This window comes from Vibrio sp. RC586 (genome assembly GCF_000176715.1).
GTDB lineage: Bacteria > Pseudomonadota > Gammaproteobacteria > Enterobacterales > Vibrionaceae > Vibrio.
This window is the reverse complement of record NZ_ADBD01000013.1, coordinates 86,184-100,750: the sequence shown is the minus strand read 5'-3', so window position 1 is coordinate 100,750 and position 14,567 is coordinate 86,184. Positions and strand designations below refer to the sequence as shown.

The window sequence follows — 14,567 nt, the reverse complement described above, 5'->3', positions numbered from 1 at the left end:
CAATGGCCTGCAGCAATGGAAGCAAAATAATGAATAGTCTGTATCGTAAATCCTTATCGCCAAGCCCTGCGCAATCTCAGGTCAATTTCTTTGATACGCGAGCGGCGGTTGAGGCGTTAAAACCGGGCGCGTACCAAACCTTGCCTTACACGGCGCGTATTCTGGCCGAAAATTTGGTGCGCCGCTGCCCGCCGGAACAATTGAGCGAAAGTCTGCTGCAAATTATTGAGCGTAAACGCGATCTTGATTTCCCTTGGTATCCCGCGCGCGTGGTTTGCCACGATATTCTCGGCCAAACCGCGCTGGTCGATTTAGCGGGCTTGCGTGATGCGATAGCCGATCAAGGCGGCGACCCAGCGCAAGTCAATCCTGTGGTCGAGACTCAGTTGATTGTCGATCACTCGCTGGCGGTGGAGTATTCCGGCTGCGATCCTGATGCGTTTGAGAAAAATCGCGCGGTGGAAGACAGACGCAACGAAGATCGCTTCCACTTTATCGAGTGGTGTAAAACCGCGTTCAAAAACGTCAGCGTGATCCCCGCTGGTAACGGCATCATGCACCAGATCAACCTCGAAAAAATGTCGCCGGTGATACAGGTGAAAGAGGGTGTGGCTTTCCCTGATTCTTGCGTAGGCACGGATAGCCATACGCCGCACGTCGATGCACTCGGTGTGCTGGCGATTGGCGTGGGCGGCCTTGAAGCGGAAACTGTGATGCTTGGTCGCCCTTCCATGATACGCTTGCCAGATATTGTCGGTGTGAAACTTACCGGAGCGCGCCAACCGGGTATTACCGCAACCGATATTGTGTTGGCTTTAACTGAATTTCTGCGCCGTGAGCGCGTGGTCTCAGCCTATCTGGAGTTTTTTGGCGAAGGGGCGAAAGCGCTGACCATCGGCGATCGCGCGACCATCTCCAATATGACGCCGGAATACGGCGCGACCGCCGGCATGTTCTACATTGATGAACAGACCATTCAATACTTAAAACTGACTGGCCGCGAGCCAGAGCAAGTCGCTTTGGTTGAAAGCTATGCCAAAGCCGCAGGTTTATGGACGGACAGCTTAGAGCACGCGGAATACGAACGTGTGCTGGAGTTTGATCTCTCCAGTGTTGAGCGCAATTTGGCGGGGCCTTCCAATCCGCATCGCCGTTTGCCGACCAAAGATCTGAGCGCGCGCGGCATTGCGATACCTGCTCAGCAACGAGACGCACAACAAGCAGAGGGCTTGATGCCTGATGGCGCGGTGATCATCGCCGCCATCACTTCCTGCACCAACACCAGTAACCCGCGTAACGTGGTCGCAGCAGGGCTGCTCGCCAAAAAAGCTAATCAGCTCGGCCTTAAACGCCAACCTTGGGTGAAAACCTCTTTCGCGCCGGGCTCGAAAGTCGCCAAATTGTATTTGCAAGAAGCTGGGCTGCTCTCTGAACTCGAACAGCTTGGTTTTGGGATTGTGGCGTATGCCTGTACCACTTGTAACGGCATGAGTGGCGCGCTCGACCCAGCCATTCAACAAGAAATTATTGAACGCGATCTCTACGCTACGGCGGTGCTGTCTGGCAACCGCAACTTTGATGGCCGTATTCATCCGTACGCCAAGCAAGCGTTTTTGGCTTCGCCGCCGCTGGTGGTGGCTTATGCGATAGCAGGCACGATGCGCTTTGATATAGAGCGTGACGCGCTGGGTCACGATGCGCAAGGCAAGCCAATTTATCTCAATGACTTATGGCCAAGTGATGAAGAGATTGATGCCGTTGTTGGCCGCGCGGTCAAGCCGGAGCAGTTCAAGCAGATCTATATCCAGATGTTTAAACTCGATGAGACACAAAGCGCGAGCTCACCGCTGTATGACTGGCGGCCGATGAGCACGTATATTCGCCGTCCACCGTATTGGGAAGGAGCGCTCGCGGCACCGCGTACCTTGAAAGCCATGCGACCACTGGCGATTTTGGGTGACAACATCACCACGGATCATTTATCGCCCTCCAATGCCATTTTGGCGAGCAGCGCTGCTGGGGAATACCTGACCAAAATGGGTGTGCCGGAGGAAGATTTTAACTCTTACGCCACCCACCGTGGCGATCATCTGACTGCGCAGCGTGCCACGTTTGCCAACCCGAAACTGTTTAACGAAATGGTCAAAGAAAACGGGCAAATCAAGCAAGGCTCGCTCGCGCGTATTGAGCCGGAAGGCAAAGTAACCCGCATGTGGGAAGCGATTGAAACCTACATGAACCGCAAGCAACCACTGATTGTGATTGCAGGAGCAGATTACGGGCAAGGTTCATCACGTGATTGGGCGGCCAAAGGCGTGCGTTTAGCCGGCGTTGAAGCGATTGTTGCAGAAGGCTTTGAGCGCATTCACCGCACCAACTTGGTCGGAATGGGCGTACTGCCGCTGGAATTTAAATCGGGTGTCAATCGCCACTCGTTAGCGTTGGATGGCACTGAGCTGTTTGATGTGGTGGGTGAGATCAAACCTGGTGCAGATTTAGCACTAGTCGTGACCAGACAAAACGGCGAGAAGCTGGATGTGGCGGTGACTTGTCGTTTGGACACGGCCGATGAAGTGCACGTATACCAAGCCGGTGGCGTGTTGCAACGCTTCGCGCAAGACTTTTTGGCGCAGTAGGAGGCAGTATGAACGAGACAGTGTCACAAATTCGTATTCCTGCCACCTACATGCGTGGCGGAACCAGCAAAGGGGTATTTTTCCGTCTGAACGATTTGCCGCTTGAAGCGCAGCAGCCCGGAGCTGCCCGTGATGCCTTGTTGCTGAGAGTGATTGGTAGCCCTGACCCTTACGGTAAACAGATTGATGGCATGGGCGGCGCGACATCGAGCACCAGCAAAACCGTGATTGTCAGTGTCAGTTCACGCGCGGATCACGATGTAGATTATCTGTTCGGGCAAGTGGCAATAGATAAGCCGTTTGTTGATTGGAGCGGAAACTGCGGCAACCTCTCTTCCGCCGTGGGGCCATTTGCGATCCACGCAGGGCTGATTCCCGCTGAGCGGATTCCGCACAATGGTGTGGTGGCGGTGAAAGTGTGGCAGGCCAACATCAGCAAAACCATTGTGGTGAATGTACCGATTGTCAATGGCGCGGTGCAGGAGTGCGGTGAATTTGAACTCGATGGCGTGACCTTTCCGGCTGCCGAAGTGCAGGTCGATTTTGTGGATCCTGCGGATGATAGCGGCGCCATGTTCCCAACTGGTAATGTGATGGATGATTTGCAAGTGCCGGGTATCGGCACGTTCAACGCCACTTTCATCAACTCGGGCATTCCAACCATTTTTGTCGATGCCGAAGCGCTCGGTTATCAAGGTACTGAGCTGCAAGATGCGATCAACAGTGATCCACAAGCTTTGGCGAAGTTTGAAACGCTGCGCGCGTATGGCGCACTGAAAATGGGGCTGGTAGAGCACATAGAAGAAGCGCAAAGCCGCCAACACACGCCAAAAATTGCTTTTGTCAGCGGCGCGAAAAGTTACTTAGCTTCAAGCGGTAAGCCAGTAGAAGCGGATTCGGTGGATCTGCTGGTGCGTGCGCTCTCGATGGGCAAACTGCATCACGCCATGATGGGCACGGCCGCTGTGGCGATTGCCTCTGCAGCAGCAGTACCGGGCACGTTGGTCAATTTGGCCGCGGGTGGCGGTGAGCGTACGTCAGTCACCTTTGGTCATCCCTCCGGCACCTTAAAAGTGGGAGCGAAAGCCAAGCAAAGCGAGCAAGGGTGGCAAATTGAGCGCGCGATCATGAGTCGTAGCGCCAGAATTCTAATGGAAGGATGGGTACGCGTTCCCGCAAATTACGCTGCCCTCAGTGAGAGCAAGGAGTAATGCGATGTCTGCCTATCAAGAGCAATATCAATGGGCGAAAGAGCAGCCCGAAGCCTTCTGGCGTAAACAAGCGCAGCAGATCGACTGGTTTGAACCGCCGCAAACTATTTTGGCCAATGACGAGCACGGTATTGAGCGCTGGTTTCCTGATGGCGTGCTCAATACCTGTTGGTTAGCACTCGATTATCACTGTGAACAAGGCCGTGGCGATCACACCGCGCTGATTTACGATTCTCCCGTGACGGGCAAAAAGCAGCGCTACAGCTACTCGGCACTGCGTGACAGTGTGGCGAAAATTGCTGGCATGCTGGCCGCACAGGGGGTGAGCAAAGGTGATCGCGTTATCATCTACATGCCGATGATCCCAGAAGCGGCCATGGCGATGCTGGCTTGTGCGCGCTTGGGCGCCATTCACTCGGTCGTGTTTGGTGGCTTCGCACCGAATGAGCTGGCAGTGCGGATTGAAGATGCGGAGCCGAAAGTGATCATGACCGCCTCGTGCGGCGTGGAAATCAATAAGGTGATTCCCTACAAGCCCATGGTGGATAAAGCCATTATGGATAGCCGCTGGAAACCCGAAAAAGTCTTGGTTTATCAGCGCAGCGAATGTCGCGCTGAGCTCACTCATGCTCGTGATTTGGAATGGAACACGGTCGTGCAATCGGCCACGCCACACGGTTGCGTGCCTGTGTTAGCCACCGATCCGCTGTATATCCTCTACACCTCAGGCACCACTGGCAAACCGAAAGGGGTAGTGCGGGATAATGGCGGCCATGCGGTCGCGCTCAAGTATTCAATGCAGATCATCTACAACATGCCGCAAGACGGGGTGTTTTGGGCTGCTTCGGATGTGGGCTGGGTAGTCGGTCACTCCTACATCGTGTATGCGCCGCTGCTCCATGGCTGCACCACCATTTTGTATGAAGGCAAACCGGTACGTACACCCGATCCCGGCGCGTTTTGGCGAGTGTGTCAGGAATACCAAGTGACTGCGCTATTTTCTGCTCCGACCGCGTTTCGTGCCATCAAAAAAGAAGATCCGAATGGCGAGTACTTAAAACAGTACGATTTGTCGGCGTTAACCACCATTTTTATGGCCGGAGAACGACTTGACCCGCCGACCTTGGAGTGGGTACAAGCCAAAACTGGCAAGCCAGTGATCGATCACTGGTGGCAAACCGAAACAGGCTGGGCGATCGCCGGAAACCCCACCGGTCTTGAATCTATGCCGGTCAAAGCAGGCTCGGCAACCAAACCGATCCCCGGTTATCAGGTGGAGATTCTTAATGAGCTTGGCGAAAACATGCCCGCCAATCAGCAAGGTTTTGTGGCACTGAAACGGCCACTGCCCCCAAGCTGCCTGCCAACCGTGTGGCGCAACCATGACCGTTTTGAGTCGGGCTATCTGGCACAATTTCCTGGTTACTATGTGTCGGGCGATGGTGGCTATCTCGATGAAGAAGGGTATCTCTTCATCATGGGACGCATTGATGATGTGATCAACGTTGCGGGTCATCGACTATCGACGGGGGAAATGGAAGAGATCGTCGGCGCCCATCCGGCTGTTGCGGAATGTGCAGTGATTGGCATTCATGATGAGCTGAAAGGGCAGTTGCCACTGGGTTTAGTGGTACTGAAAGATGGGGTGAAAATTGATGCACAAACGCTGGAATCTGAGCTGGTGGCCAGTGTGCGCAATCAGATAGGTGCGGTGGCCTGCTTCAAACATGCCATGGTGGTGGAGCGCTTACCGAAAACGCGATCAGGCAAAATTCTGCGCCGTATCATCCGCCAAATCGCCGATGGCGAGAGTTATACCATCCCTTCTACGATTGATGATCCAATGAGTCTGAATGAACTGGAAAAAGTGTTTCAACACTGATTTCGCATGCTAACACTGAGAAAGTGCTCCTATTGGGGCACTTTTTAGTTACCCATCTCATGTATGTGACAAAGATAACAACCTGATTGCACAAAATCCCTACAGACAAAGCTGATTTTTCTTTGCACTTCCTATACAATTTCGCCCCACTATAAATTGATAAAAATCACAAAATGGCTAACTTCTCACTCTCGGCTGCAAGCGATGCAGACTTAGAGCAACTCAATCAGTTGATGTTTGAGCTGCATGATGAGCACCATCAGCAGTGTCCTGAACATTTCAAAACCGCGGAAGAGATTGAGCAAGAGAAGAGTATCGCTCGCTATCTGGATGATCCTGAATGTTTAGTGTATGTCGCGAGGCAGGGAGAGCTGATAGTTGGGTTTATTACAGGACATTTTTGTGAGCTGGTTTCAACCGTAAGTCAAGCGGTTGCGATGGGCAGTGTCGATGAACTCTATGTGGTTCCGGCATTTCGTGGACAAGGGATTGCCAGTCAGCTATGTCATAAATTAGAGCGCGTCTTCAAAGATTACGGGGTGAAGCAGATGTTTGTTGAAGTCTGGGATTTTAACCAGTCCGCCCAAAATTTTTACCAGTGTGCTGGTTTTGTTCAGCATATCCATTGGTTACGTAAGCCGCTTGTTTAAGTCAGTTCGTTTTTTAAAAGGAAACAGTACCTTGTTGGTAAATGTTCGCGCACTTTTGTTGGTGTTGGGTTTCACCTTGAGTTTGGGGATCTCTTTTTCGGCGCTGTCCAATCCTGTGCAGGAGAGCGAGTATCGTGGCGCATTATGTCTGATTCGTGGCGATAACAAATTGGTGATGACGAAAGAGGTACTGACCGGAAAGCTTTCACTCCCTGGTGGGACTATCGAATCGGATGAAGCACCGCAAATGGCGGCTCAGCGTGAAACATGGCAAGAAACGGGTATGGTGGTTTCAGTTGGCCGCCTGCTTGGAAGCACTGCAACCACGTTGGTTTATGAGTGTATTAGCGAATCTCAGATCATCGCCTATTCATACAAAAATGGCTTTAGTGGTTATGAACTTCCCGTTTGGTTTGCACCTGATTACGGTGTGGAGACCATTTCCGCCATGCTGATCACGCCGAGCCATGTGAATCCTACGGAATATCGTTATTCCGAACAGTGGCAATCCATTGTTGTTATGTTTGAAGCTAGTTCAGATCAATCTGTTGATTATGTCGCGGAATTGTACAAAGCTGCCCCTAAATTTCAGCAAGTTGAACTTGAATGGCTCAATCAACTGCAATTGACTCTCAAGCAAGTGCAAAAGAGTCTACCTTGGCTGCAAAATTTCATTTTGATTGGGATGATTTTTAATCTTCCGGTCATTGGTTTAGTTCTGTTTCCTTTCATCTATTGGCAGCTAGGTAAACCTTATTGCTACAAAATTATGTTTGCTATGACGGTAACATCACTGCTCTGTTTGGTTGCCCAGCAAGGCTTTGCGTTGCCTAGACCCCATGTATATCAACCAGGGTTAGAACTGTTTCCAAGTTATGGTTTTGCATTTCCTAACTTGCCCATAGCTTTGTGGAGCTGTTTAGGCGTTCTGTTATGGCATGTGCAACAAGAGTTTACTTACCGTTGGGTTATGCGTGTCTGGGTGGGGGTTTTTGCTTGGCTCTCGTTTGCTTCTTTTTACTCGGGTAGCGCGTTTATCAGTGATATTGCGGCAGGGGCGCTATTTGGTGCGTTAGTAGCTTGGCATATTATTCGCCTTGATCTTAAACCTGGAGTGAATGTGCAATCTTTGTTGAGCTCGAAACCCGTTTGGTGGGGGATAACAATTGCTTGTGCAACACTGTCTCTGATCTGGCCACAACCCATTTTTACTCAATGGTTAGCACTGTTAGTGACCATCTCCGGATTGGTCACTGTGTTAAAGCCTAGCTCAGCGTCACTCTCTTTACGTGATGTGTTGCTGATGATTGCATTGTTACTACTCGCTAATGAGGGGATCTCGTTTGCGATTGAGCCGTTCAATCATAGTTCACTGTACGCTTTGGTCGGTGAAACATTACGCTATCCATTGCTGGTTTTGTTGTTTGCTGTGTTGGTACGCCGCCACGTAAAAACGCCGGAGATCACGGCAGCTTAGTGAGTGATGAATAAGAGCCAGAAAAAAACCGGAAGCTATGAGCTTCCGGTTTGCGTTTGGTTCGCATAAAAAGCGGTCTAAGCCGTTGTGTATGCGCAAACGAATTCGGCAATTTTCACCATATCCGCAATCGCAATGTACTCTTCAGTGGTGTGGACTTTGGCCATACCGGTTGACAGGTTGACCGTGGTTAACCCTTTCGCATTGAAGTTGTTGGCATCGCTGCCGCCGCCGCTGAGCTTGGTTTTTGGCTCAACGCCAATCGCTTCGAAACTCGCTTTAATCGCTTGGATGTGCGCGTTATCTTCTTCCAACTTGAATGCGTTATAAGCGCGAGTGGATTCAATCTCTACTTGTGCGCCATGCTTCTCCGCTGCGCGCTCAAAAGTTTCGATCATGTGCTGAACTTGGGCTTCTAACTTAGCATCGTTGAGTGAACGTGCTTCCGCCACAATTTTCAGCTCAGGCATCACAATGTTAGTCGCTTGGCCACCCTGAACGATACCGATGTTGGCTGTGGTTTCTTCGTCAATACGCAGCAGTTTCATTTGAGTGATCGCATCTGCTGCCACAGAAATCGCGCTGATCCCATCTTCCGGCACTAAACCCGCGTGGGCAGGCTTACCTTTGATCAGCGCAACGATTTTTTGCTGACCCGGTGCGGCGCGAACGATAGTGCCGATTGGGCCACCGGTGTCGAGAACAATCGCTTTTTGCGCTTGTACTTTGCTCATGTCGAAGTGCTCAGAGCCTTTTAGGCCGCCTTCTTCATGCACAGTGAAGGCGATCTCAATGGTTTTGTGCGCTTGTTGGCTATCGCGCAGAACACGTACTGCTTCGAGAACCGCTGCAATGCCTGATTTGTCATCACCACCTAAGATGGTGTTGCCTTTGGAGCGGATAATGCCATCTTCAATCACAGGCTCGATACCATTGCCCGGTTTTACCGTGTCCATGTGGCAGCTAAAGAGAATGCTTTCGTTCAATGTGCCTTCTAGGCGGGCATACAGGTTAAAACCGTTAGAAACCTCAGCAGGGACTGGTAGTTTGTGCACAGAGAAACCGAGTTCACCCAGCTGTTCAGCTAGGGTTTCAGCAATCTGCTTTTCATTACCCGATTCACTATCGATTTGAATCAGTTGTAGGAAGTGATCAACAAGACGTTGGGTATTAATCAGGCTCATAGGAATACCTCTTTGAGAACAGAGGCAGTCACCATGCCTGCAATCGAGTTCACAGAAGATGCGTTAAATCAAAAAAAAGCCGAAAAAGGGTGGGGGAAACGTGCTTGAGTGAAGTAACCCTCACTTTGGTGAATTATGAGGTTGTAAAGAGACGCAGGACGAATCACAAGTAACAATATTGTTACATTGTACGTTGAATTTTACTCTTGGGTGATTCTCTATCGAGATCGGTTCATACGCTGAATTTTTCATCTATTTATTAGTATTCAATGAGTTGAATTTACACTTTGCGTGGCTGTGGGTTATGTTTTTATGATAATGAATAGGGTTGCGATGAATGTAATGATTTTGTTACTTTTTGGGACTGGTACGTTCGCTAACCTACTTTACGGATTGGGATTTTCTTTATCCAGCATTTAAGCCATGGTTTAAATAATCACACTCACCAAGGAAACGATGATGATGGATAGCGTAAACCCACTCGGTACAGATGGATTTGAATTTGTGGAATATACAGCAGCGGATCAACAGGGGATTGAAAGCCTCAAACAGCTGTTTACTTCTCTGGGTTTTGCCGAAATCGCGAAACACCGCTCCAAAGATGCTTGGCTGTATCGTCAAGGTGACATCAACTTTATTGTGAATGCTCAGCCACGTAGCCAAGCAGAGGCATTTGCTAAAGAACATGGCCCCTCTGTCTGCGGGATGGCCTTTCGCGTGAAAGATGCGGCAGCCGCGCTCAAACATGCTTTGGCTAATGATGCGGTTGAATACAAAACCGAGATTGGGCCGATGGAATTGAGCATTCCAGCGGTGATGGGCATTGGTGACAGCTTGCTCTATTTTGTGGATCGTTATGGTGACCACAGCATCTATGATGTCGATTTTCATTTTTACCCTGACAGCGAAGAACGCCTAGCGCAAGCGCAAGTGGGGCTGTACGAAATTGACCACCTCACGCACAACGTGAAGCGCGGCAATATGAACCAGTGGGCAGGTTTTTATGAGCGCATTGGTAACTTCCGTGAAATCCGCTACTTTGATATCGAGGGCAAACTGACGGGGTTGGTGAGCCGAGCGATGACCGCGCCCTGCGGCAAAATCCGTATTCCGATCAACGAGTCTTCTGACGATAAATCGCAAATTGAAGAGTTTATTCGTGAGTATAAAGGGGAAGGGATCCAGCACATCGCGCTCAGCACGGACGATATTTACCATACCGTGAAGACCTTGCGTGAACGCGGCATGGACTTCATGCCAACGCCGGATACCTATTACGATAAAGTGAATCAACGAGTGGTTGGTCACCAAGAAGATGTACAAGCACTGCGTGACTTACGTATTTTGATTGATGGCGCACCGATGAAAGACGGCATTTTGCTGCAAATCTTTACCCAAACCGTGATTGGTCCAGTGTTCTTTGAAATCATTCAGCGTAAAGGAAACCAAGGTTTTGGTGAGGGCAACTTTAAAGCGTTGTTTGAATCGATTGAAGAAGATCAAATTCGCCGTGGAGTATTGACTGATGCATAAATGGATTACTTTTCCGCATCGTGAAGGTACCTGTTCAAGGCAGGCACATGCAGACTTTCCTGAGCACGCTATTTATGAACGTGAGGCGGGGCGTAGTGGCTTTTTCGGCCCCGCGGCTCATTTTCATCATCAACATGCACCCACAGGTTGGAGTGAGTGGGAAGGCGAATTGCGCCCACGCGCGTTTAACTTCAACCATGTTGAGGGCGTCAATGCCTTATCCCCTTGGCAAGTACCACTGTTACTGCACAACCATGAGGTAAAAGTGCGGGTGTGGAAACTTACCCAAGCTATGCCAGCCTTGGCGCGCAATGCGGATGGCGATGAACTGCTATTTATCCATCAGGGTAAAGCCGATCTCTATTGTGATTATGGCCATCTGGTTGTCAGTGAGGGCGATTATGTGCTGATCCCGCGCTCGACCAACTGGCGGTTAGAGCCGATTGAGCCGATGTTTATTCTGATGATTGAAAACACCGATGCAGTGTATTCACTGCCGGAAAAAGGCTTAGTAGGAAATCATGCGGTGTTTGATCCTGCGGTGTTGGACGTGCCTTCGATCAATGATCAGTTCCGAGCGCAATATTCTGAGCAGCAGACTCAAGTGCAGGTAAAGCGTCACGGGCAAATCAGCACTATTACTTTCCCGTTTAACCTATTGGATGCGGTTGGTTGGCATGGCGATCTTTCTGTGGTGCGCCTGAACTGGCGAGATATTCGCCCGCTGATGTCGCATCGCTATCATCTTCCGCCTTCAGCACACACCACCTTTGTCGGACAAGGCTTTGTGGTGTGTACTTTTGTTCCTCGTCCGATTGAAAGTGATCCCGGCGCACTCAAAGTGCCGTTTTATCACAACAACGATGATTACGATGAAGTGCTGTTTTACCACGCCGGCGATTTTTTCAGCCGCGACAATATTGAAGCCGGCATGGTGACTTTCCACCCTGCGGGTTTTACTCACGGTCCGCATCCGAAAGCATTCCAAGCAGGGCTGGAGTACCGCAAAAAATTCACTGATGAAGTGGCGGTGATGATTGATACCCGCCATGCGCTACAGTTCAGTGAAGCTGCGCAGCAAGTGGAAAATCGGCAGTATGTTTACAGTTGGCAGAGTAAAAAGGAGTAGGGCGATATGAAGTTAGCGACCCTGAAAAATGGAACGCGAGATGGTCAACTGGTGGTGGTCAGCCGTGATTTGACTTTGTGTGTGGCGGTGCCGGACATTGCGGCCACTTTGCAGCAAGCCTTAGATGACTGGCCAACCCTAGTGGAAAAACTGCAGGATGCGTATTTTGCGCTGAACGAGCGCACCATTACTGCCCGTTTGTTCGACCCTGAGCAGTGCCTATCTCCACTGCCGAGAGCCTATCACTGGGCGGATGGTTCTGCTTATGTCAATCATGTCGAACTGGTGCGCAAAGCGCGTGGTGCAGAAATGCCTGAGAGTTTCTGGACTGATCCTCTGATGTATCAAGGTGGTTCAGATACGTTTTTAGCGCCGCGGGATCCGATCGTGATGGCTGATGAAGCTTGGGGTATCGATTTTGAAGCGGAAGTGGCGGTGGTGACTTCTGATGTCGCGATGGGAAGCTCCGTTCAAGACGCCGCACAAGCCATTCGGCTACTGATGCTGGTCAATGATGTTTCTCTGCGAGGCTTGATCCCGAATGAGCTTGCGAAAGGTTTTGGCTTCTATCAGTCCAAACCTTCTTCAGCCTTTTCTCCTGTCGCGGTAACACCGGATGAGCTTGGTGAGGCGTGGGATGGTGAACGGCTCTCGTTACCTTTGCGCACTACCTATAACCGTGAGTTGTTCGGCTGCCCAAATGCAGGCGTGGATATGACCTTTTCATTTCCAGAGTTGATTGCTCATGCGGCGAAAACGCGTGCACTGTGTGCAGGCACCATTATTGGCTCGGGAACGGTCTCCAATAAGCAGGGTACCGATTACGGCAGTGCGATCCGTGAGGGTGGTGTGGGTTATTCCTGTATTGCGGAACTGCGGATGATTGAAACGCTGCGTGATGGCAAACCGCAAACGCCATTTATGCAGTTTGGTGATACGGTGCGTATTGAGATGTTCAACGATCAGCAACAAACCGTATTTGGGGCGATTGAACAGCGTGTACTGCCGCACAGCAAGGAGACGCAATGAGTTTAATTCTCTATGGCTATTGGCGTTCATCGGCAGCGTATCGGGTACGAATTGCGCTGAACATCAAACAGTTGAACTATGAGTCGCGTGCCGTGCATTTGAATAAAGATGGGGGACAGCAGCACAATGCGGATTTTCATCGACTCAACCCCAGTGAACTCATCCCCGTGCTTATTGATGGTGAACTGTGTTTAAACCAGTCGTTGGCGATTATTGAATATCTGGATGAAATCTATCCAGAGCCTCGTCTGATCCCAGAACAAGGTGTAGAACGCTATCAAATAAAGGCATTGGCGCTCGATATCGCAGCCGATATCCATCCGATCAATAATTTGCGGATTTTGCAGTACCTTTCCGCAGAGTTTTCGGCTTCGGACGATGAGAAAAATCGCTGGTATCGTCACTGGATTGACAAGGGTTTTCGAAGTTTAGAAGAGAAAGTGAGCCAAACGGCGGGCAAGTTCAGTGTGGGGGATCGGTTGTCGCTGGTGGATGTCTGCTTAGTGCCTCAGGTTTACAATGCGGAGCGGTTTCATATGGATATGAGTCGTTATCCCACTTTGCAAAGAGTGACCGAAACATTGCGAGCCTTACCTGCTTTTGCAAAGGCTGCACCAGAGAATCAGCCAGATGCTGACTGAACGGAAAGGGGGATCACGATATCGTGGTCCTCATCAGCAAATTGTTGTGAGATGGAAATGAAACGTTGTTCCTCAAGCAAAAAGGCATCAATGATTTGAGGGTCAAAGTGGGAACCAGCCCCTTGCAAGATAATCGTCTTTGCTGCTTCGTGACTCATGGGTTCTTTGTAGACTCGGCGGCAAATCAGAGCGTCATACACATCAGCAAGCGCCATTAATCGAGCACTCAGCGGGATGGCTTCACCTTTTAATCCTAGCGGGTAACCGGATCCATCCCATTTCTCATGGTGGCCAATTGCGATCTCTTTGGCTGCATTAATCAGCTCGGTACAAGCCCCAGAGAGCTTTTCTGCTTTCTCTAGCGCAAGTTTACCTAGCAGTGCGTGATTACGCATGATGGTGAATTCACTCTCAGTGAGCTTTCCTGGCTTGAGCAGTATGTTGTCAGGAATGCCTACTTTACCGATATCGTGCAAAGGGGCGGCTTTAAAGTAAGTGTCAATCGTTCTCGGAGTCAGCGTGTCACGGTACTTGTCTAAGGTCGCTAAACGTTCAGCGAGTACTTTCACATAATGTTGTGTACGCAGTAGGTGGTTACCTGTCTCCGGATCGCGTGTTTCGGCAAGGCTTGCCAGCGCAAAAACTACCGCATCTTGCATGCGATCTAATTCGTTTGAACGGCGTAAAACTTCAGTTTCTAAGTAATCATTTTGATTCAACAGAATATCTTTCGAGATCTTGTTTTGGAGATGCGTCTGCACGCGTGATTTCAGTAAAGGAATACTGGCAGGTTTAAACACATAGTCGACTGCACCGAGTTCAAAACCGAGTTGTTCATCCTCTGGACTACTTTTACCCGTCAGGAAGATTACGGGGATATGCTCGGTAAGTGGGTTTTGTTTGATTTGATGAATGACCTCATAGCCAGACATTTCAGGCATCACAATATCGAGCAGCACTAAGTCAATCGGATACTGCCCTAAAATATCTAAAGCTACTTTGCCAGAACGCGCCGCTTTAACTCGATAAAACTGCGCCAAACCTTGTGACATGAAGGCAATGTTATCTGGCGAATCATCGACAATCAGTATCGTGCACTCGGTCAAGCTTTTGATTGGCATGCAAACTATCCTATCCATCACAAAGTTTAGGTATTTCAGATGTAAATGACATCTATTGTTTAAACTATAGCTAA

At 50.1% G+C, this 14,567-nt stretch carries 11 protein-coding genes; 9 read left to right on the top strand and 2 right to left on the bottom strand.

The window, feature by feature from the left end; translation table 11 throughout:
• Positions 1-29 precede the first annotated feature (29 nt).
• The 5 genes from acnD (at position 30) to VOA_RS05005 (ending at position 7,856) form a co-directional block, all read left to right on the top strand.
• Complete coding sequence (acnD, locus tag VOA_RS04985) at positions 30-2,636, top strand: Fe/S-dependent 2-methylisocitrate dehydratase AcnD (RefSeq protein ID WP_001087449.1); 2,607 nt, start codon at positions 30-32, stop codon at positions 2,634-2,636.
• An 8-nt stretch (positions 2,637-2,644) separates the two neighbouring features.
• Entirely contained in the window at positions 2,645-3,847 is a 1,203-nt protein-coding gene (prpF, locus tag VOA_RS04990; RefSeq protein ID WP_001006412.1) for a 2-methylaconitate cis-trans isomerase PrpF, read from the top strand.
• Between the two features lie 4 nt (positions 3,848-3,851).
• Positions 3,852-5,729 carry a propionyl-CoA synthetase gene (locus VOA_RS04995; RefSeq protein WP_001277364.1) on the top strand — a complete coding sequence of 626 codons (1,878 nt, stop codon included), beginning with the start codon at positions 3,852-3,854 and terminating at the stop codon, positions 5,727-5,729.
• A 173-nt stretch (positions 5,730-5,902) separates the two neighbouring features.
• Positions 5,903-6,379 carry a GNAT family N-acetyltransferase gene (locus VOA_RS05000; RefSeq protein WP_001273405.1) on the top strand — a complete coding sequence of 159 codons (477 nt, stop codon included), beginning with the start codon at positions 5,903-5,905 and terminating at the stop codon, positions 6,377-6,379.
• Positions 6,380-6,410: 31 nt separating this feature from the next.
• Positions 6,411-7,856: a bifunctional NUDIX hydrolase/phosphatase PAP2 family protein gene (locus VOA_RS05005; protein ID WP_000960882.1), complete on the top strand. Its 1,446-nt coding sequence runs from the start codon at positions 6,411-6,413 to the stop codon at positions 7,854-7,856.
• A 77-nt stretch (positions 7,857-7,933) separates the two neighbouring features.
• Here VOA_RS05005 and VOA_RS05010 read toward each other — a convergent pair whose 3' ends face one another.
• A complete protein-coding gene (locus tag VOA_RS05010) occupies positions 7,934-9,040 on the bottom strand; it encodes a tripeptidase T (protein WP_000052814.1) in 1,107 nt (368 codons plus the stop codon).
• A 459-nt stretch (positions 9,041-9,499) separates the two neighbouring features.
• Between VOA_RS05010 and hppD the strand changes: the two genes are divergently transcribed.
• From hppD to maiA, 4 genes are read left to right on the top strand one after another with little or no spacing between them, the layout of a single operon-like run.
• Positions 9,500-10,573, top strand: a complete 1,074-nt coding sequence (gene hppD / locus VOA_RS05015; RefSeq protein WP_000969498.1) for a 4-hydroxyphenylpyruvate dioxygenase — start codon at positions 9,500-9,502, stop codon at positions 10,571-10,573.
• Positions 10,566-11,702, top strand: coding sequence for a homogentisate 1,2-dioxygenase (locus tag VOA_RS05020; RefSeq protein ID WP_000549745.1), 1,137 nt, complete (start codon positions 10,566-10,568; stop codon positions 11,700-11,702). Before hppD ends, VOA_RS05020 begins: the two co-directional genes overlap by 8 nt.
• A gap of 6 nt (positions 11,703-11,708) precedes the next feature.
• Entirely contained in the window at positions 11,709-12,731 is a 1,023-nt protein-coding gene (locus VOA_RS05025) for a fumarylacetoacetate hydrolase family protein (protein ID WP_000762012.1), read from the top strand.
• Entirely contained in the window at positions 12,728-13,372 is a 645-nt protein-coding gene (maiA, locus tag VOA_RS05030) for a maleylacetoacetate isomerase (RefSeq protein WP_000052749.1), read from the top strand. The genes VOA_RS05025 and maiA overlap by 4 nt, the downstream gene beginning before the upstream one ends.
• On the opposite strand, the gene VOA_RS05035 is transcribed toward maiA, so the two are convergent.
• Complete coding sequence (locus VOA_RS05035; RefSeq protein ID WP_001121883.1) at positions 13,354-14,493, bottom strand: response regulator; 1,140 nt, start codon at positions 14,491-14,493, stop codon at positions 13,354-13,356. The genes maiA and VOA_RS05035 overlap by 19 nt on opposite strands.
• Positions 14,494-14,567 lie beyond the last annotated feature (74 nt).